We start from the raw sequence: 19,228 nt of genomic DNA, 5'->3' as shown, positions 1-19,228 counted from the left end.
GCCGCATAGCCACACAAAGGCAGTCATAGCATCACAAGACATATCCGTCGTGTGCAAGCACCGGCAAACCCCGTGTTAGTCGGCCGAACCGGTCACCAGATCCCCGACCCCGGTCGCCGCGTCCGCCACCGCGGTGAACGCCAGCTCGGCGAAGTCGGCCGAGCGACTCGGGTAGCTCACGATCGAGTAGAACACCAGCACGCTCAACAGGAACAGCGCGCCCTTGCGCGCCCGCGCCAACGTCATGTGCCTGCCCGCCTTCCGTCTCGGTGCCGTCCGTCTCAGGGACGGAAGATAGCCCATGCGGGCGGCGAGCCAGCCCTCGGTGACACGGGAACGCCCGAGGGGCGGGCCCGGTGGGCCCGCCCCTCGGCGGTGTGACAAGAGCGGTAGCGGAGGGATTTGAACCCTCGGTGGAGTCACCCCCACACTCGCTTTCGAGGCGAGCTCCTTCGGCCGCTCGGACACGCTACCGGGAGGAAGCCTATCCCACTCGGGGCGCTGGGCCGAAACGGGATACGGGTCAGCGGGTGCGGAAGAAGTCGGTGAGGAGCCGGCCGCAGTCCTCGGCGAGGACGGAGCCGATCACCTCGGGGCGGTGGTTGAGGCGGCGGTCGCGGATGACGTCCCAGAGGGAGCCGGCCGCGCCGGCCTTGGCGTCGACGGCGCCGTAGACCACGCGGTCGACGCGGGCCAGCACGCTGGCGCCGGCGCACATGGTGCACGGCTCCAGCGTGACGACCAGCGTGCAGCCGGCAAGACGCCAGTCCCCCGTGGTGGCGGCCGCCGCGCGCAGCGCGAGCACCTCGGCGTGCGCGGTGGGGTCGCCGGTGGCCTCGCGCGCGTTGCGGCCCAGGCCGAGCGGCTCGCCCTCGGGGCCGCCCGGGCCGAGCAGCACCGCGCCGACCGGCACGTCGCCCGTCTCCAGCGCCGCGGCGGCCTGGGCGAGTGCCTGGCGCATCGCCGGCCGCCACGGGTCGCGCAGCGGATCGGTCACGTCCCGGTCGTCGTCCGCGTCACCTGATGGCCTCCAGCAGGTCGGCGCAGCCGAGCGCGTCGGCGATGTCACCCAGGGCGTCGTCCGGGGTGAGCTTCAACACGGTGACGGCGTCGATGCCGAAGTCGGCCAGCAGGCCGGCCTCGCCGACCGGGCCGCTCGGCACGGCGTCGGTGCTCACCGAGTCGTCGTCGTCCTCGGCGGGGCCGTCCTCCGTGCCGTCGAGGTCCAGCTGATCGAGGGCGTCCGCGGCCTCCGGCTCGCGGCCGAGGAGCTCGTCGGTCAGCAGGATCTCTCCGTAGGCGCTCCGCTTGGCGCGGGTGCCGTCGGAGACGAAGACGCGCGGGTCGTCCTCGCCGTCCACGCGGACGAGGCCGAACCAGGCGCCCTCCTGCCCGACGTAGACGAGCACCGTGTCGTCGTCACTGGCGGCGGATTCGCGGGCCAACTCGGCCAACTCGTCCAGGGTCTCGACGTCGTCGAGCTCTGTATCACTCGCTTCCCAACCATCATCGGTCCGCGCGAGCAGTGCGGCGAAATACACCGTGACTCTCCCCACTCGGTTCGGCAGTGCCACCTGCATCGTGGCAGAAAAGGGGTGAGCTGTCGGGTAACTCGACAGTTCACCAACGGAATGTTCGCTTGCGCTGGGCTCAGCGCAGACGGATACGGACGCGGCGCGGCTGGCGTGCGGGCATATGCCCCCGCCTTCCTCCATGCACCACTCTCCACGTCGCCGCCGTCCTTTGTCCACCGGGGGGTCACAACGGGAAACCCGCCGGTCAGTCCCGGGGTGTCGGAGGCGTTCGGTACTGTCGACGGCATGCGGACCCATGTCGTCGACCACCCGCTGGTGGCGCACAAGCTGACCACGCTGCGCGATGCGCGTACCGACTCCCCTACGTTCCGGCGGCTGGCCGACGAGCTCGTCACCTTGCTGGCATACGAAGCGACCCGTGACGTCCGCACCGAGCTGGTGGACATCACCACGCCGGTCGCGGAGACCACGGGCGTGCGACTCTCCCATCCCCGTCCGCTGGTCGTGCCGATCATACGGGCCGGTCTCGGCATGCTCGACGGCATGGTCCGGTTGCTGCCGACGGCCGAGGTGGGCTTCCTCGGCATGATCAGGGACGAGGAGACGCTGCAGGCCTCGACGTACGCGAACCGCATGCCGGAGGACCTGTCGGGGCGCCAGGTGTACGTGCTCGACCCGATGCTGGCCACCGGCGGCACGCTGGTCGCGGCGATCCGCGAGCTGATAGGGCGCGGCGCGGACGATGTGACGGTCCTGTGCCTGCTGGCGGCGCCGGAGGGCGTGGAGCGGCTCGAGACGGAGCTGTCGGGCGCGCCGGTGACGGTGGTCACGGGCGCCCTCGACGAGCGGCTGAACGAGCAGGGCTTCATCGTCCCGGGCCTCGGCGACGCGGGCGACCGCATGTACGGCACGGTGTCCTGACCCGCCGGCCGCGGCGGCGGGCCGTTTCCTAGCAGGCGGGTGCCTCGGCCTCGTCCGACTCCTCGGTGGGGGTGGGCCGGGGCTCAGCGAGTTCGGCCAGGCGGCGTTCCGCCTCGCGTTCCGCCGTCAGCTCCTCGAAGTCCTCGCCGATCACCAGGTCGACGGACTCGGGGGTGTTCGCCCGCTGGCCCGGGCGGTTCTGGTCGGTCTCGGCGCCTTCGAGCTGGGTGGCGAGGACGGTCAGCGCGCCGGCCTCCTCGGCGGCCGTGGTGCCGAGCAGCAGCCCGGGGCCCTCGACCTTGCCGTCCAGTTCCTCGGGCGCGTTGGCGACCTCGCCGATGGTGAAGCCGCGTTCGGCGAGCGCGTCGGCCGTGGCCTGGGCCAGGCCGGTCCGCGAGGTGGCGTTGAGCACGTTGACGGTGATCGCGGAGGGTTCTGGCAGGTCGACGCGCGGCTGTTCCGGCTGCTCGGGCGCGCAGTTGGCGCCGGACTGGGGGCGCCCCGAGGTGGCGGGGGAGGTGCGTTCGGTGTCCTCGTCGCCGGAGAAGACGTCGACGAGCTGCAGCGTCCCGTAGCCGAGCAGGCCGAGCACGCTGGTGACGGTGAGGGCGGCGAGAGCTTTCCGGCGGCGGCGCGGGCGGCGCATCCGCGGGTAATGGTTGCCCGTGACGCGGAACTTCTTGCCGCCCATGCCAGGGGGCGTCAGCATGCTCATGGCCGCAGCGTAGCCACGCGCGCGACCCGAGCCCAATAAATGATCTGCTGAAAGGATCGCGCCTCCCTGAAACGGCGCAGTCCCGAACGGCGCAGTCGCGAACGGATCGGGTGGGGAGGGGTCAGTCGAGTTCGAGCACGCGGGCGTGCAGCACCTGGCGCTGCTGGAGGGCCGCCCGCACGGCCCGGTGCAGCCCGTCCTCCAGGTAGAGGTCGCCCTGCCACTTCACGACATGCGCGAAGAGGTCCCCGTAGAAGGTGGAGTCCTCGGCGAGCAGCGTCTCGAGGTCGAGCTGCTGCTTGGTGGTGACGAGCTGGTCAAGACGCACGGGGCGCGGGGCGACGTCTGCCCACTGCCGGGTGTTGTCCCGGCCGTGGTCAGGGTACGGCCGTCCGTTGCCGATGCGCTTGAAGATCACACGGAGAGCCTACCGGGCAGGGCCCTTCCCCCGCAGCCTCGTGTCAGGGTGACGTATCGGGCAATCGCGTCGCGTAGCGGCCGACGGAGTGGGCGATCGCCTTCACGTTCGCATCGAGCGCGGTTCGGCCGATGTTGTCGAGATCGTCACAGGACGCGTGGTAGCAGGGGTCGTACGGGGCGTCCGCGGTGCCGCCCCAGAGCTCGGTCTCGGCGGCCGACTTCAGGCCCTCGGCGCCGGTGAAGGTGCCGCCGGCCGGGATGCCGGCGTCGAGGAAGGGGCCGTAGTCGCTGCGGCCGTCGAACGGGGTGGGGCGGGCCGGCAGGCCGCGGTCGCCGAGGAAGGCGGTGAGGTCGTCGGCGATGGCCGCGGAGACCGGGTCGTCGCGTTCGGCGTCCGCGTCGTAGACGAAGAGGCCGTGGTTGGGTGACGCGATCATGTCGAAGTTCAGGTAGAGCGCGATCCGCTCCCGCTCCGCCTCGGGGAGCGCGGCGACGTAGTGCTCCGAGCCGAGCAGCCCCAGTTCCTCGGCGGACCAGAAGGCGAAGCGCGTCCGGTGCTCGGTGAGCTCGCCGGCCGGGTCGACCTCGGCCAGGCGCAGCGCGGTCTCCAGCAGCCCGGCCGAGCCCGAGCCGTTGTCGTTGAGTCCGGGGCCGGCGAGCACCGAGTCCAGGTGGGCGCCGGCCATCACCACGGAGTCCGGGTCGCCCACCGGCGACTCGGCCACCACGTTCACCGTCTCGCGCTCCTCCGCCAGCTCCTCGATCTCCAGGCGCAGCGTCACCTCCTCGCCGGCGGCGAGCTCGGCGGCGAGGGCGAGGCCGTCCTCCTGGGAGACCGTGCCGGCCGGGATCAGCCCGGCGGCCGGCTCGCCGAGGGTGCCGGAGAGCGCGCCGGGCGCGTTGTTGTGGACGACGGCGCCCAGTGCGCCGGCGTCCGCCGCGTTGGCGACCTTCCGCGCGAAGGTGCAGCCACCGCGCTCGATCAGCGCGATGCGCGCGTCGGCCGGGAAGCCGGCGCCGAAGTCCTCCGGCTCGCAGCCGTCGCCGGCGTCGGCGAGCGGCGCCTGGACGCCGCCGGCCGGGGTGTTGGCGGTGTACGACAGCAGCCGCAGCGGGATGTCGCGCTCACCCGGGGTGAGTTGGGTGAGCCGCTCGGTGACCGGCTCGCGGTAGGGGAAGGCGAAGCGCTGGTAGGTGACGTCGTAGCCGGCGTCGGCGAGCAGCGCGCCGACGTAGCGGGCCGAGCGTTCGTGGCCCGGGGTGCCGGCGGCGCGGTTGCCGTCCGCCCCGTCGGCGATGCGCTGGAGGGCGGCCAGGTGGCGGGTGGCGCCCTCGGCCGTGGTGGCGGCCACCAGGAGGTCGGGCAGGGAGGGTTCGGCGGCGGCCGGCGAGGAGGGCTGGAAGGCGAGGGTGAGGGCGGTGGCCGCGGCCAGCGCGGCGGCGGTGATTCCTGTCACAAAATGTGACGTTAGCGCAGGGTATGGCCCGATCTCGGGATCCGAGATCATATTGACCGATCGGAAGATTCGTCCGAGGGTTCGATATATGGGCGGGGTGATCACGGGGTTCGCGATCATCGCGAGCGTCATCGGCACGGGCTACCTCCTCGGCCGCCGCGGCTCCCTCGGGGAGAACGGCCGGGAGGTCCTCACCAAACTCGCGTTCCACGTCGCCACCCCCGCGCTCCTCTTCGTCACCCTCGCGCAGGCCGACCTGACCCTGGTCTTCTCGCCCTCCCTGCTGGTGACCGCGCTGAGCACGCTCGCCGTCGCCGCGATCTTCGTCACCCTCGGCGTCCTCCGCGGCTGGGGCGTGGGCCGCACCACCATCGGCGCCCTCTGCTCCAGCTATGTGAACGCCGGCAACCTCGGCATTCCGATCGCCGTCTACGTGCTCGGCGACGCCTCGCTCGTGGCGCCCGTGCTGCTGCTCCAGCAGCTGACGATCACGCCCGTGGCCCTGACCGTGCTCGACCTGGCCGCGCCCGCCGCCCAGCGCCGCACCGTCTGGCAGCGGGTCACCACCCCGTTCCGCAACCCGGTGGTCGCCGGCTCGCTCAGCGGCGTCGCGGTCGCGGCCAGCGGCTGGTCGGTGCCCGTCACCCTGCTGGAACCGGCCACCCTGATCGGCAACATGGCGGTGCCGGCCGTGCTGCTGGCGTTCGGCATCTCGCTGCGCGGCTCCGCGCTGCCCGGCCGCGGGCCCGAGCGGTGGCCGGTGCTGGCCTCCGTGGCCCTGAAGTCCGTGGTCCACCCGCTGATCGCCTGGGTCATCGCGGCCGGCGTCTTCCGGCTCGACGCCACCGAGCAGCTCAACGTCGTGGTCACGGCGGCGCTGCCGGCCGCGCAGAACCTCTTCACCTACGCCTCCCGCTACGCCACCGGCGTCCGTCTGGCCCGGGAGTCCATCCTGCTCTCCACGATCCTGGCGGTGCCGACGCTCACCGTGATCGCCGCGCTGCTGGGATAGGGCCGGACGGTCCGACGGCCAGACGGCCGAGGCGGCTCAGGCGGTGATGGTCAGCGAACGGTAGAGCGTGTAGACCACCGCGGGCAGCGTCCCCACCAGCACCCCGGAGGCCACGATGACGCGCGGCAGCCGATGGTGCGAACCATGGAGGACGCGGGCGACGTAGGCGACGAGGGCGATGAAGGCCAAGCTGAGAATGACCCCTGCCAGCACCAGTTCCGAAGCATCGGCTCGCATACGCGAAGCCTAGGCCCTCGCCGTGCCCCGCCGGTCCGTGGGTGGCGCGGGAGCGTCGAGCGGCGAAGGGCGAACCGCCCGTACGGGGCACAATCCCCTGCATGGCCCTCGCACCCGGGAACTTCGACGCCCTGCTCGCCCTGCTCCAGCAGCGCCGCGGCACGCTCACCCGCTCCCAACGACTGCTCGCCGAGCGCGTGATGGCGGACCCGGAGGGCGTGGCGTTCATGACCGTCTCCGAGCTCGCCTCGGCGGTCGGCGTCAACGAGGCGACCGTGGTGCGGTTCGCCACCAGCCTCGGCCTGGAGGGCTACCCGGGGCTCACCCGGCTCTGCCGCGAGCGGCTGCGCGAGCAGGCCCAGCTGCTGCGCCGCTACAGCACCCTCGAACAGCTGGGCGGCGGCGAGGGCGACCTGCTCGACCAGGCCGTGGCGCTCGACCGGGCCAACATCACCCGCAGCTTCGCGCGGATAGACAGAGTCACCTGGGCGGAGGCCGTCAAGGCGCTGGCCGAGGCGCCGCGCGTGCACGTGATGGGGCTGCGGAAGTGCCACGCCCCGGCCTACCTGCTCGGCTACCTGCTGCGGATGCTGCGCGAGGAGGTGGCCACCGTCACGCCGGGCGCCGGCACCCTGACGGACGAGCTGCGGCGGGTGCGGGCCGGCGACTGCTTCGTCTCCATCGCCATCCACCGCTACTCGGCCGACACGGTGCGCGCCGCCTCCTGGGCGCGGGCGCGCGGCGCGCGCTGCGTGGCGCTCACCGACAACCCGGCGTCGCCGCTGGCCGCCTCCGCCGAGCACGTCTTCTACGTCGACGCCTCGGGCCCCTCGGTGCTGCGCTCGCTGACCGCCTTCACCGCGCTCGTCCAGTCCCTGGCGACCGACGTGGCCCGCCACCGCGGCCAGGACGCGCGCTCGGCGCTGCTGCGCGAGGAGGAACTGCTGGAGGAGTTCAGCGTCTACGACCCGGAGCACCGGCGGTAGGCGCGCGCTCCGGTTGCGGCCCGGCGCCGGGGCGCCAAGAGTGGCTGGCGGCAGCGGGCGGGGCCACGGCGTGCGGAGGACGGCATGAGCCCACAGCGAGACACCAGGTGCCTGGTCGTCGGCGCCACCGGATACGTCGGCGGCCGGCTGGTGCCCGCCCTGCTGGCCGCCGGCCACCGGGTGCGGTGCCTGGTCCGCTCCCCCGCGAAGCCGCGCGCCCACGGCTGGGCGGGGCAGGTCGAGGTGGTGCGGGGCGACATCCTCGACCCGGAGTCCGTGGCCGAGGCGACGCGCGACGTCGACATCGCCTACCACCTGGTCCACTCGATCGGCGGCGGGGCCGACTTCGAGGAGCGCGACCGGCGCGCCGCGCGGATCTTCGGCGAGCGGGCCCGCGCCGCCGGCGTGCGGCGCGTCGTCCACCTGAGCGGCCTCACCCCGGCCGGGGTGCCGGAGCGTGAGCTCTCCCCGCACCTGCGCTCCCGCGCCGAGGTCGGGCGCCTGCTGCTCGCCTCCGGGGTGCCGACCGCCGTGCTGCGGGCGGCCGTCGTCATCGGCTCGGGATCCGCCTCGTTCGAGATGTTGCGGCACCTCACCGAGCGGCTGCCGGTCATGGTGACGCCGCGCTGGGTGCGCACCCGCGTCCAGCCGATCGCGATCGCCGACGTGGTGCGGCTGCTGGTGGGCTGCGCCGACCTGCCGGCGGACGTCAACCGCTCCTTCGACATCGGCGGGCCCGACGTCGTCACCTACGAGGAGATGATGCGGAGCTACGCCCGCCGGGCCGGGCTGCCCAGGCGGCTGATCCTGCCCGTGCCGGTGCTGACGCCCGGGCTGTCCAGCCTCTGGATCGGCCTGGTGACGCCGGTGCCGGGCGACCTCGCCAGGCCGCTCGCCGAGTCGCTGCGGCACGAGGTGGTGTGCCACGAGCGGGACATCGAGCGGTACGTGCCGCCGCCCGCCGGGGGCTGGCTCGGGCTCGACCTGGCGCTCGCGGCGGCGCTCGAGCGGGCGGGCGAGGACCAGCCGGACCAGGCGGCGCTGCCCGCCGACTCGCTGCGCGCCGACCCGGACTGGGCGGGCGCCAGCCGGTACGTCGACGAGCGGTCGACGCCGGTCGACGCCTCGCCCGAGGCGCTGTGGCGCGTCGTGGAGGCCGTCGGCGGCGACACCGGCTGGTACTCGGCGCCGCTGGCCTGGACCGTGCGCGGCTGGCTCGACCGGCTCTTCGGCGGGGCGGGCGGCCGGCGCGGGCGACCGCACCCGACCCGCCTGGAGCGCGGCGACCCGGTGGACTTCTGGCGCGTCGAGGCGCTGGACCGGGGACGGCTGCTGCGGCTCCGCGCCGAGCTGCGGCTGCCCGGCGACGCGTGGCTCGAACTGCGGGTGGAGCGGGACGACGAGGGCCGCACCCGGTACCGCCAGCGCGCGGTGTTCCGCCCCCGCGGGCTGCTCGGCCATGCCTACTGGTGGGCCATCTCGCCGTTCCACGCCTGGGTGTTCGGCGGCATGACGCGCACCATCGCCGAGCGCGCCGGGGCGGAGTCCGGCGCCGCCGGGGAACGGCCGCCGCACCCCCGGGACCTGGAGCGGGCATGACCGCCTCGGTGGCCCTCTTCACCGCGGACCTGCGGGTCCACGACAACCCGGTGCTGCGGGCCGCGGCGGACGGCGCGTCCCGCGTGGTGCCGCTCTTCGTGGTGGACTCCGGGATCCGCGCGGCCGGCTTCGTCGCGCCCAACCGGGCCGCGTTCCTCGCCGACTGCCTCGCCGACCTCGACGAGGAGCTGCGGAAACGGGGCGGGCGCCTGGTGGTGCGGCGCGGCGACGTGGTGGCGGAGACCCGCCGCGTCGCGGCCGAGACGGACGCCGGGACCGTGCACCTGGCCGCCGGGGTGAGCGGCTACGCGGCCCGCAGGGAGCGCCGGCTGCGCGCCGCGCTCGCCGAGGACCGGCGTGAACTCCGTGTCCACGACGCCTCGTTGACCACCCTGCCGGCCGGCGCCCTGGTGCCGGCGGGGCGCGACCACTACGCCGTCTTCACCCCGTACCTGCGCCGCTGGCTGGCCGCCGAGCCGCGCGCCGTGCGGGGCGCGCCGCGCGTCATCGAGGTGCCCGAGGTGCGGTCCGAGCGGCTGCCGTCGGCGGCCGACCTCGGCGGCGGGGGCGAGCGGTCGCCGGGACTGCCGGCCGGCGGCGAGGGCGCGGCGCGGCGCCGGATGCGGGCCTGGGAACGCGACGGCCTCGACGGATACGCCGACCGCCACGACGACCTGGCCGGCGACGCCACCTCCCGGCTCTCCCCCTACCTGCACTTCGGCTGCCTCTCCCCGACCGAGCTGCGGCGACGCGCCGAGCGGCACGGGGGAGCGGGCGCCGAGGCGTTCGTCCGGCAGCTCGCCTGGCGGGACTTCCACCACCAGGTGCTGGCCGCCAGGCCCGACGCGGCCTGGGCGGACTACCGGCCCCGGCACGACCGGTGGCGCCGGGCCCCGGACGCCGTCGAGGCGTGGCGCGCGGGCCGCACCGGCTTCCCGCTGGTGGACGCGGCGATGCGGCAACTGCGCGCGGAGGGCTGGATGCACAACCGGGCCCGGCTGCTGGTGGCCAGCTTCCTCACCAAGTCGCTCTACCAGGACTGGCGGATCGGGGCCCGGCACTTCCTCGCGCTGCTGGTCGACGGGGACCTGGCCAACAACCAGCTCAACTGGCAGTGGGTGGCCGGCACCGGCACCGACACCCGCCCCAACCGGGTGCTCAACCCGCTCACCCAGGCCCGCAGGTTCGACCCGCGCGGCGACTACGTGCGGCGCTGGGTGCCGGAGTTGGCCGCGGTGGCCGGCCCGGCGGTGCACCGGCCGTGGCGCCTCGACGGCGTCGACTACCCGGCGCCGATCGTCGACCTGGACGCGGCCGCCGACCGGTTCCGCCGGGCCAGGCACGGCTGACGCCGGGCGGCCCGGGGATCACTCCCCGCCACCGCCACCGCCGTCTCCACCGCCGCCGTCCCCGCCGCCGTCTCCTCCACCGCCCTCACCGCCACCGTCGCCGAACCAGCCGTCCGCGCTGCCACCGGGGCCGTTGTCCGCCGAGCCCTTCCCGAGGCCGGTGAACCACGGCTCCTCCCAGAGTGAGTCGGCGATCTCCCCGTCGTCCTTCGGCCGGCGCATGCCGAACCGCACCCTGCCCGTGTCGTCACCGAGCCCGAAGCAGGCCCCGAAGAAGTGCGCCAGCACCGCGTCCACCGGATAGCTCGTGTGGTACTGGACGTCCGCCAGCGGCCGCAGATTGCCGGTCAGGGCCCGGCGCCGATCCGGCCGGCCGAGCAGCGCCACCGAGCCGCCGTCCCGCAGCAGCCGCGAGGTGTTCCAGGTCTCGCGGCGCAGCTCCCACCGGCCGACCGGGGAGTGCACCGTCACCGAGCGCTGGGACTTGCGCCAGCCCCGCTCGATGGCGAGGGCGGCCGGTGCGCTCCCGATCGTCACCGCCAGCAGCTGGGCCAGGTTCTCCTGGCCGGCCCGTAGGCCGAGCGGGCCGCGCAGCCGCGCCGACGCGACGTCCGGCGCCCACACGTCGGCGCGCGCCAGGCGCCGGTCGACGGCGACCGCTATCGGGCCGCCCGTGGGGCCGAACGTGATCCGGCGCGCGATCCACAGCGGCACCCCCTCCTGGGCGGCCAGCCGCGCGTAGCCGGCGACGACGTCCCGGCCGCCCGCCATCCGCACGGACAGCTCGCCCAGCGCGGCGGCGAACTCGGCGGCCCTGCGCACCTTGACCGGCATCGCCGAGCCGGACACCCTGATCACCGGCACCACCCCGGCTCCCGGGCCGATCGCGGCCAGCGCCCGCTCGGTCCCGCCCCCGCCGAGCCACCGGCCGCGCAGGTAGGCGTCGGCCATCGCCACCAGGTTCAGCTCGACCAGCGGCATGATCCTGCCGTGGGCCCGCAGCTGCCCCTCGTCGAGTTCGACGGAACCCGCCAACGGGTTCCTGGTCTTGTCGGAGTAGAGCGTCCGTGACTGGGACATCGATCGACAACCCCCCGTGAGCATCTGCCGAACACCGTCATGCTGCCAGCCAGGACGTCAGGGCGAGGGCCAACGGTTCACCAGGAAGAGTGGTTTGACGGGGCAACGGGGCGAAGTCGGGTAATGCTGGCTGGACCGAGCAGGCCGGACCCGCCACGTCCGGCCGACAACCGGCCCGTGTCCGGCCATCCGGCCGCCCGGCTAACCCAGGAGATGACGCGACGGTGGCACAACAGCCCTTCCGCCTGCCCGACTTCTACACCCCCTACCCAGCCCGGCTGAGCCCGCACCTCGAGGAGGTGCGCGCCCACTCCACCCGGTGGGCGCGCGAGATGGGGATGCTGGAGGGCTCGGGGATCTGGACCCAGCAGGACCTGGAGGCGCACGACTACCCGCTGCTCTGCGCGTACACGCACCCGGACACCACCGCGTCCGACCTGGCGCTGGTCACCGACTGGTACGTGTGGGTCTTCTTCTTCGACGACCACTTCCTGGAGACCTTCAAGCGCGGCCAGGACCGCGCCGGCGGCAAGGCGTACCTGGACCGGCTGCCGGCCTTCATGCCCATGGACCTCGCCGCCGGCATCCCCGAGCCGGCCAACCCGGTCGAGGCCGGCCTCGCCGACCTGTGGGCCCGCACCGTGCCCGCCATGTCGCTGGCCTGGCGGGCCAGGTTCGCCAAGGCCACCGAGCACCTGCTCAACGAGTCGCTGTGGGAGCTCGCCAACATCAACATCGGCCGCGTCCCCAACCCCGTCGAGTACATCGAGATGCGCCGCAAGGTCGGCGGCGCCCCCTGGTCCGCCGGACTCGTCGAGTACGCGGCGCGCGCCGAGGTGCCGGCCGCCGTCGCCGCCGCCCGGCCGCTGACGGTGCTCCGCGACACCTTCGCGGACGCCGTCCACCTGCGGAACGACCTGTTCTCCTACCAGCGCGAGACCGAGGAGGAAGGCGAGCTGAGCAACGGCGTGCTCGCCCTGGAGACCTTCCTCGGCTGCACCACCCAGGAGGCCGCCGACGCCGTCAACGACCTGCTGACCGCGCGGCTCCAGCAGTTCGAGCACACCGCGCTCACCGAGCTCCCGCCGCTCTTCGTCGAGCACGGCCTGACGCCCGAGGAGTGCGCCGCCGTGCTCGCCTACGCCAAGGGCCTCCAGGACTGGCAGTCCGGCGGCCACGAGTGGCACCTGCGCTCCAGCCGCTACATGAAGCCGGCGGAGCCCGAGGCCGCACCCGCCGCCCGGCTCGGCCTCAGCGGCCCCTTCACCGCGCTCGCGGGGCTCGCCGGCCTCGGCGGGCTCGGCGGCGGCCTCGGGGTGTCGACCACCCCGCGCGCCGAGCGGGCCAGGGCCCGCGGCTTCGCGCACGTGCCGCACCAGCACGTCGGGCCCTCCCTGCTGCCCGACTTCGACCTGCCGTTCCCGCTCCGGCTCAACCCGCTGCTGCCCGCCGCCCGCCGCGAGGTCGTCGACTGGTGCGACCGGGTCGGCGTCTTCACCGACACCCCCGTCGTCTGGACCGAGGACAAGACGCGCGGCTACGACCTCGCGCTCTGCGCCGCCGGCATCAGCCCCACCGTCGGGCAGGAGGAGCTCGACCTGGCCAGCTGCTGGCTGGCCTGGGGCACCTACGGCGACGACTACTACCCCGCGGTCTTCGGCCGCACCAGGAACCTGGCGGCGGCCCGCGCCTGCACCGAACGTCTCACCGCCCTGCTGCCGCTCGACGACCCCGCCACCCCGCCCCCGCCGCTCACCAACGCGCTGGAGCGCGGCCTCGCCGACCTCTGGGCGCGCACCGCCGGCGGCATGACCCCGGCCGCGCGCCGGGCGTTCCGCACCACCATCGTCGAGATGATCGACAGCTGGCTGTGGGAGCTCGTCAACCAGGCGCAGAACCGTATCCCCGAACCGGTCGATTACCTGGAGATGCGCCGCCGCACCTTCGGGTCCGACCTGACCATGAGCCTGTGCCGCCTGCGACTCGACCGCTCGCTGCCCGAAGAGGTCTACGAGAGCGGCCCGTTCCGCTCCCTGGAGAACGCCGCCGCCGACTACGGGGCGCTGATCAACGACGTCTTCTCGTACCAGAAGGAGATCGAGTTCGAGGGCGAGATCCACAACGCCGTCCTCGTCGTGCAGAACTTCTTCTCCTGCGACTACCCGAGGGCGCTGCGCATCGTGGACGACCTGATGCGCTCCCGGCTGCGCCAGTTCCAGCACGTGGCCGCCAACGAACTCCCGGTACTGGCCGACGACCTGGGCCTGGACGCGGCGGCGCGCGCGACGCTCGACGGCTATGTGGAACAGCTGGGGAACTGGCTGGCCGCCGTCCTCAACTGGCACCGCGAGTGCCGCCGTTACCGCGAGGAGCACCTGCTCGCCGACGTCACGCCCCCCGGCTTCCTCGCCCCCACCGGGCTCGGCACCTCGGCCGTCCGGCTGGCCGCCGCCGTCCGCCACCGGACCGCCGTACCCCACTGACCGGGGCCGGCCCGCGACCCAGGCCGGCCGCGGGCCGGCACCCAGCCCCGGCCCCCGCCCCCGCCGAACGGCCCCAGGTATCACCCGGCCGGGGCAGGAGAAAGGTTCCCGCACCCGCTACTGCATTCCGTAATCGCACATGTACGTTAGGTGGTGTGCACATCGACGAGTCCTTCTTCGCGGACCCGCACGGGATGTACGCCCGGCTGCGGGCCAGCCGCTCCGTGCACCGCGTCACCGGCCCCGGCGGCGCGGCGGCCTGGCTGGTCACCCGCTACCCGGACGTCCGCGCCGCGCTCCAGGACCCCCGCCTGTCCACCAACGCCGCCACCAGCCACGGCGGCGACTACCAGGGCCTCCCGCTGCCGCCCGCGCTCCGCAACGACCTGCTCCACCTCGACCCGCCGGACCACACCCGGCTGCGCCGCCTCGTCGCGCCCGCCTTCACCCGCCGCGCCATCGAGCGCCTGCGCCCCACCGTCCAGGCCCACACCGACACCCTGATCGACGCCGTCTACCCGGCCGGCGAGGCCGACCTGCTCGCCGCGCTCGCCCTCCCGCTGCCGCTCCGCGTCATCTGCGGCCTGCTCGGCCTGCCCGCCTCCGCCGGCGCCCAGATCGCCTCCTGGACCGACGCCCTGCTGATCCCCGGCCGGCCGCACGCCATCCTCGACGCCATGCGCCAGGCCGAGGCCCAGCTGCGCGACGTCATCACCCACAAGCGTCGCCACCCGGCCGACGACCTGCTCAGCACCCTGATCCAGGCCCGCGACGCCGACGACCGGCTCACCGAGGACGAGCTGGTCAGCCTCTCCTTCATCCTCCTCGCCGCCGGCCACGACACCACGGCCAGCATGGTGTGCAACGGCATCCTCGCCCTCCTCGACCCCCGGATGCACTGGGAACGGCTGCTCGCGCGCCCGGAGTTGCTGCCCACCGCCATCGAGGAGCTGCTGCGCTACGAGGGGCCGCTGCCGCTCGCCATCCGCCGCTTCGTCACCGAGGACCTGGAGCTCGGCGGCGTCCGGATCAGCGCCGGCGACTCCGTGCTGCTCTCCCTCGCCTCCGCCAACCGCGACGCCGCGCACTTCCCCTGCGCCGACGAGGTCGTCCTCGACCGCACCCCCAACCCCCACCTCTCCTTCGGCCGCGGCACCCACCTCTGCCTCGGCATCCCACTCGCCAGGCTCCAGGCCGACGTCGTCTTCGCCACCCTGCTGCGCCGCACCCCCAAGATCGAACTCGCGGTGCCCGCCAGCCGGTTGACCTGGCGGCCGACGCACCGCACCCGCCGCCTCGAATCCCTTCCCGTCACCTTCTAGCCCCTGGACCACCCCTCGTGCACATGCCCATCCCGAGCCAGCCGCTCCACCCGCGCTCACCCGAGTTGGAGGAGCAGGCCTACGACTGGGCCGCCCGCCACGGCCTCGTCGACGCCGCCGGGCACCGCCGCCTCGCCGCCTCCCGCGTCGTCACCCTGGCCACCAGCTACTACCGCACCGCGCCCTACCCCGAGATGGCGCTGCTGGCCCGCTGGTACGTCTGGCTGCTCGCCGCCGACGACTGGTTCGACCGGGCCGGCACGACCGAAGCCCCCGCGCCCTGGGCCGTCTTCCGACGCGCTCTCGCCCACGAGCTCTGGCCGCCGACCGCCGAGCCGATGTCGGCCGCCTGGCGCCGCCGTTTCGCCCGCCACCTCCGCGACTGCCTCGCCGGCTACCACTGGCAGGCCGCCGTCCGCCTCGGCCTGCGCCCGACGCCCACCCTCGCCCAGTACGTCGCCTGGCGCCGGCTCTCCTTCGGCGCCCACCCGATCTTCGAGCTGATCCAGTTCGTCGAGCGCCGCGAGTTCGCCCCCGCGCTGCTGGACGCGGCCCCGGCCCGCGAGCTGACGGCCGCCGCCAGCGACGTCATGGCCTGGACCAACGACGTGCGCTCCCTACGGCGCGACCTCGCGGCCGGCGAGCGCGCCAACCTGGTGCTCCTCGTCCGCGACCGCCTCGACCTCGACGAGGCGGCCGCCACCGCCGCCGTCCAACGGATGGTCGCCGACCGGATCGACCACCTGCTGGCCGCCCGCCGCGCCCTGCGGCGCCTCGGCCCCGACGCGCACCTCCTCGGCGACCGCGTCACCACCGCCGTCCGCGGCGCCTGGGACTGGCACCACCACAGCACCCGCTACGCGGCGGCGCCAACGGCGCCGTAGGCGCCGGATGAACCGGCCCGGCTGGTACGGCGGCAGCTCTCCCGGTTTGAGGCGTACGCCCCGGTGCGCCGGCCTGTCGGCCGCCGCCTGCGGCGGCGTGGCGCTCGGCCTCGGAGCGCGGCGGTGCGGCTCGCGGTCCGTGGCAGCCGACCGCCGGGTGGGGGGTGCCGGCCGGCCCGGGCGCCTCGGCAACGGTCACGGCGCCGTGGGCGCGGGCTGACCGTCTGGCTGCTCTGGTGGCATGCCTTGCGAGCCGACCGCGCCGCGGCGGCGCTGGCGCTGGGGCCGGAGCGCGGTGTGTCTGGCGGCCTGCGGTGTACGGCCCGGCGGCCCAGGTCCCAGCGCTGCCGGGGTAGTTGCTGCGGCGCAGGGAGGCGGGCGGTGTGCGCCTCAGGTCCGTGGCGTACGGCCCGGCCACACTGCCGGCACCGGTCCACGGCCGGTCGGAGCTGGCGCGGCCGCCGTCTCTCCGCCGCCTCGTCGGCGCCGCGGACACCGGGGACCGGCGTGCGGGCGGTGCGGCTCGGGTCCCGCGTCGTGTGGCCCGGCTGCGCCGGGCCAGCCAGGCAACGGCTCCGGCGCGGCCGCGCCTGCGGCGCGGCACCCCGGAGCCGTGTGACCTCAGCGACCGCCGGGCCGTGCCGCCGGCCTGTTGGCCGCCGCCTGCGGCGGCGTGGCGCTCGGCTTCGGAGCGCGGCGGTGCGGCTCCCGGTCCGTGGCGGCCGGCCGCCGGGCCGTGCCGCCGGCCGGCCGGGGCGTAAGGCCGCCCCGCCGGCGGCAGCCGCGTCGCAGGGGCCCGGCCTCCGCTCAGGCCCGCCGGTCAGGCCCGGCCAGGGAGTGGGACCTGGGACCAGTCCGTGTCCGAGGCCAGGTAGAAGCTCGGGTAGGCCGGCTGGTTGTAGGTGGTCTGTTGGCGGGCCACCTCGACCCGGTACTGCGGGTCGTGCATCAGCGTGTAGAGCTTGTGGTCCGTCACCTCGGTGGACACGTAGAAGCGGATCGCGGAGCTGTCCGCCGTCCGCACCATCAGCTCCTCGCGCCAGTCGCCGAACACGTCGGCCACCAGCGACGGGTTGCCCTTGGTGTGGTTGTTGGTCAGCGTGCCCTCGGCCGTCAGCAGCGTGCCGCGCCGCCAGTCGTCGACGGTCGGCGTCTGGTCGATCGAGCCGTTGACGATCTGGGTGGTCAGGTCCGCGGACCAGCGGATCGACATGTTGGTGCCCGGCGTCTCCGCGCCCAGGTAGTCGCCGCGCGCCGTCCACAGGCCGGTCTCGGAGACCGACTGCGGTTGGGACGCCCAGGTCTCGATGCCCCGCTGGTCGGGGTCGACGTCGCCGATCATGCCGCGCCCGGTGTCCACGCCCGTGTAACCGCCGTACAGCACCTCGCCGGTGGCGGCGTCGCGCAGCGCGAAGCCGTAGGGCGCGTACCGGCCGCCCTCGTGGACCGTGAAGATCTCCAGGCCGGGGCGGTCCGGGTCGATGTCGGCGACGTGCATCGCGTCGCCGTGCCCCAGCCTGATGTTCTCGCCCGGCTGCGCCGCCTCCGGCGGTGCCTCGCCGAACGAGCTGTAGAGCAGGCTGCCGTCGTCGTCGATGGTGGCGGAGCCGTAGACGATCTCCTGCCGCCCGTCCCCGTCGACGTCGGCCGAGGAGAGGGAGTGGAAGCCCTGGGTGGTGAGGGAGCCGAACTCCGGGTCGGTGCCGTCGACGCCGTGCGGCGAGTCGTTGAACGGGTTGGACATCGGGGTCCAGCCGCTGTCCACCGTCCAGTCCTGGCGGATCCGGCGGCCGTCCCAGCGGTAGGCGACGAGCGTGGAGCGGGTGTAGTAGCCGCGCGCGAAGACCGCCGAGGGGTGGCGGCCGTCGAGGTAGGCGACGGTGGAGAGGAAGCGGTCGACCCGGTTGCCCGGCTCGATCCTGGCCATCGCGTAGTCGCCCCACATCAGGCCGTCGTCGTACCGGCCCGGCTCGTAGCGGACGGTCTGTAGCTCCCGCCCGGCGCCCGGGTCGAGGACCGTCAGGTACTCGGGGCCTTCCAGGATGAAGCCCTCGAAGGCGCGCAGGTTGTTGCGGGCGGAGCGGCTCGGCGCGTACACGTCGACGAAGTGGTCGGCCAGGGCCTCGGCGTCGGCGCGCGACAGCGGGTAGTCGTAGGCCGGCTCGATGCCGAACGCCTCCTCGAGGGTGGCCGGCCAGTTGCCCGCGCGCACCTCGGGGTGGTCCTGCCAGCCCTGGAACATCTCGACCAGGTGGTCGAAGTAGCCCTCGGCGCTGAGCCGGTAGTCGTCCTGGTGCGAGTAGCCGGCGCGGACGTCGGCGCGCGGCATGGTGACGTACTCGGTGCCGGCCACCCGGCCGTCCGGGCGGTAGCGGGTGATCGTGGTGCCGGGCGCCGTCTTGAGCATCATCTCGGCGCGGCCGTCGCCGTCGAAGTCGTAGACCAGGAACTGCGTGTAGTGCGCGCCGGCGCGGACGTTGGGGCCGAGGTCGACGCGGCTGAGCAGGGTGCCGTCGAGCTCGTAGGTGTCGAGGTAGACGTTGCCCGTGTAGCCGACCTGGGAGACGTCCTTGGAGTTGGACGGGTCCCACTTGACGACGTACTCGTAGCTCCCGTCGCCGTCGACGTCGCCGACGCTCATGTCGTTGGCGCGGTAGGTGTACGTCTCGCCGGCGGGGGTGACGCCGTCCGCCGGCCGGCGCAGCGGCAGGTCGTGGTAGCCGTCGGCCCAGGGGGAGACGGGGTCGCTGCGGCGGCCCTCGCGGCCGCGCACGATGGGCGCGACCCGGTACTCGGCGCCCGAGGTGGCGTTCTCGTCGAGGTAGTTGGTGCTGTCGGTCACGGTGGCGATCCGCCGGCCGTCCCGGTAGACGGCGAAGTCGGTGCCCGAGACGCCGGTCTCGGTGTGCCCGGTGGCCTCGGAGCCCAGCAGCCGCCAGCTGAGGAAGACGCCCTCCTCGGAGGCGACGGCGACGAGCCCGCGGTCGAGGTCCTCGAGTTGGACCGCGCCCGGCCTGCCGCCCGCGGCCCGCTCGGGTGCCGCCGCGTCGGCCGGCCCCGCGGTGAGCAGCATCAGCCCGGCGAGGGGGATGACCAGGGGGCCGTACGGCAGGCGGCGCCGCGTCGCTCGGGTGCCGTCAGGTGGTCTCATCGTGAGGTCGCCCTTCCTCCGTCTTGTATCGTTCGATGACGCTCGATTGAGTCGTTTCAAATCCGCTTTCCGTGGGT

The 19,228-nt window shown here is 74.2% G+C and carries 17 protein-coding genes and 1 tRNA gene; 8 read left to right on the top strand and 10 right to left on the bottom strand.

From position 1 onward, the window contains the following. Positions 1–75: 75 nt before the first annotated feature. The 4 genes from RNC47_RS06920 to RNC47_RS06905 form a co-directional block, all read right to left on the bottom strand. Complete coding sequence (locus tag RNC47_RS06920) at positions 76–246, bottom strand: hypothetical protein (protein ID WP_311596468.1); 171 nt, start codon at positions 244–246, stop codon at positions 76–78. Positions 247–387: 141 nt separating this feature from the next. Beyond that, positions 388–474, bottom strand: a tRNA-Ser gene (locus RNC47_RS06915). A 49-nt stretch (positions 475–523) separates the two neighbouring features. Beyond that, positions 524–961: a tRNA adenosine(34) deaminase TadA gene (tadA, locus tag RNC47_RS06910; protein ID WP_311596668.1), complete on the bottom strand. Its 438-nt coding sequence runs from the start codon at positions 959–961 to the stop codon at positions 524–526. A gap of 55 nt (positions 962–1,016) precedes the next feature. Continuing rightward, positions 1,017–1,541 (bottom strand): tRNA adenosine deaminase-associated protein, encoded by a 525-nt coding sequence (locus tag RNC47_RS06905; protein WP_311596466.1) that lies wholly within the window; start codon positions 1,539–1,541, stop codon positions 1,017–1,019. A 279-nt stretch (positions 1,542–1,820) separates the two neighbouring features. On the opposite strand from RNC47_RS06905, the gene upp reads away from it, so the two are divergent. Beyond that, positions 1,821–2,456, top strand: coding sequence for a uracil phosphoribosyltransferase (gene upp, locus RNC47_RS06900; protein ID WP_311596464.1), 636 nt, complete (start codon positions 1,821–1,823; stop codon positions 2,454–2,456). Positions 2,457–2,484: 28 nt separating this feature from the next. On the opposite strand, the gene RNC47_RS06895 is transcribed toward upp, so the two are convergent. From RNC47_RS06895 to RNC47_RS06885, 3 genes are all read right to left on the bottom strand, one after another. Further along, complete coding sequence (locus tag RNC47_RS06895) at positions 2,485–3,171, bottom strand: LytR C-terminal domain-containing protein (RefSeq protein ID WP_311596462.1); 687 nt, start codon at positions 3,169–3,171, stop codon at positions 2,485–2,487. Between the two features lie 121 nt (positions 3,172–3,292). Beyond that, positions 3,293–3,589 carry a type II toxin-antitoxin system VapB family antitoxin gene (locus tag RNC47_RS06890; protein ID WP_132932216.1) on the bottom strand — a complete coding sequence of 99 codons (297 nt, stop codon included), beginning with the start codon at positions 3,587–3,589 and terminating at the stop codon, positions 3,293–3,295. Positions 3,590–3,632: 43 nt separating this feature from the next. Next, the gene (locus RNC47_RS06885) at positions 3,633–5,048 is read right to left on the bottom strand and encodes a M28 family peptidase (RefSeq protein WP_311596459.1); all 1,416 of its coding nucleotides are present in this window, start codon (positions 5,046–5,048) and stop codon (positions 3,633–3,635) included. 88 nt (positions 5,049–5,136) lie between these two features. Between RNC47_RS06885 and RNC47_RS06880 the strand changes: the two genes are divergently transcribed. Then, a complete protein-coding gene (locus tag RNC47_RS06880; protein ID WP_311596457.1) occupies positions 5,137–6,060 on the top strand; it encodes an AEC family transporter in 924 nt (307 codons plus the stop codon). Between the two features lie 36 nt (positions 6,061–6,096). Here RNC47_RS06880 and RNC47_RS06875 read toward each other — a convergent pair whose 3' ends face one another. Then, entirely contained in the window at positions 6,097–6,297 is a 201-nt protein-coding gene (locus RNC47_RS06875; protein ID WP_311596455.1) for a hypothetical protein, read from the bottom strand. 101 nt (positions 6,298–6,398) lie between these two features. Between RNC47_RS06875 and RNC47_RS06870 the strand changes: the two genes are divergently transcribed. From RNC47_RS06870 to RNC47_RS06860, 3 genes are all read left to right on the top strand, one after another. Further along, positions 6,399–7,283 carry a MurR/RpiR family transcriptional regulator gene (locus RNC47_RS06870; RefSeq protein ID WP_311596453.1) on the top strand — a complete coding sequence of 295 codons (885 nt, stop codon included), beginning with the start codon at positions 6,399–6,401 and terminating at the stop codon, positions 7,281–7,283. Between the two features lie 84 nt (positions 7,284–7,367). Further along, positions 7,368–8,882 (top strand): SDR family oxidoreductase, encoded by a 1,515-nt coding sequence (locus RNC47_RS06865; protein WP_311596452.1) that lies wholly within the window; start codon positions 7,368–7,370, stop codon positions 8,880–8,882. Beyond that, positions 8,879–10,231: a cryptochrome/photolyase family protein gene (locus RNC47_RS06860; protein ID WP_311596450.1), complete on the top strand. Its 1,353-nt coding sequence runs from the start codon at positions 8,879–8,881 to the stop codon at positions 10,229–10,231. Before RNC47_RS06865 ends, RNC47_RS06860 begins: the two co-directional genes overlap by 4 nt. 18 nt (positions 10,232–10,249) lie before the next feature. Here the strand turns inward: RNC47_RS06860 and RNC47_RS06855 are convergent, their stop codons facing one another. After that, positions 10,250–11,311, bottom strand: coding sequence for a hypothetical protein (locus RNC47_RS06855; RefSeq protein WP_311596448.1), 1,062 nt, complete (start codon positions 11,309–11,311; stop codon positions 10,250–10,252). Between the two features lie 224 nt (positions 11,312–11,535). Between RNC47_RS06855 and RNC47_RS06850 the strand changes: the two genes are divergently transcribed. From RNC47_RS06850 to RNC47_RS06840, 3 genes are all read left to right on the top strand, one after another. Then, on the top strand, positions 11,536–13,794 hold the full coding sequence (locus RNC47_RS06850) for a terpene synthase family protein (protein WP_394814722.1): 2,259 nt from the start codon (positions 11,536–11,538) through the stop codon (positions 13,792–13,794). A gap of 155 nt (positions 13,795–13,949) precedes the next feature. Next, complete coding sequence (locus tag RNC47_RS06845; protein WP_311596445.1) at positions 13,950–15,116, top strand: cytochrome P450 family protein; 1,167 nt, start codon at positions 13,950–13,952, stop codon at positions 15,114–15,116. A gap of 23 nt (positions 15,117–15,139) precedes the next feature. Then, complete coding sequence (locus tag RNC47_RS06840; protein WP_311596444.1) at positions 15,140–16,000, top strand: terpene synthase family protein; 861 nt, start codon at positions 15,140–15,142, stop codon at positions 15,998–16,000. 820 nt (positions 16,001–16,820) lie between these two features. Here the strand turns inward: RNC47_RS06840 and RNC47_RS06835 are convergent. Beyond that, the gene (locus RNC47_RS06835; protein ID WP_311596443.1) at positions 16,821–19,151 is read right to left on the bottom strand and encodes a rhamnogalacturonan lyase; all 2,331 of its coding nucleotides are present in this window, start codon (positions 19,149–19,151) and stop codon (positions 16,821–16,823) included. Between the last annotated feature and the right edge of the window lie 77 nt (positions 19,152–19,228).

Origin of the sequence: Streptomyces millisiae (genome assembly GCF_031845425.1) — a bacterium.
GTDB lineage: Bacteria > Actinomycetota > Actinomycetes > Streptomycetales > Streptomycetaceae > Streptomyces > Streptomyces millisiae.
Note: the sequence above shows the minus strand (reverse complement) of the source record. Positions and strands in the feature narration are given on the sequence as shown.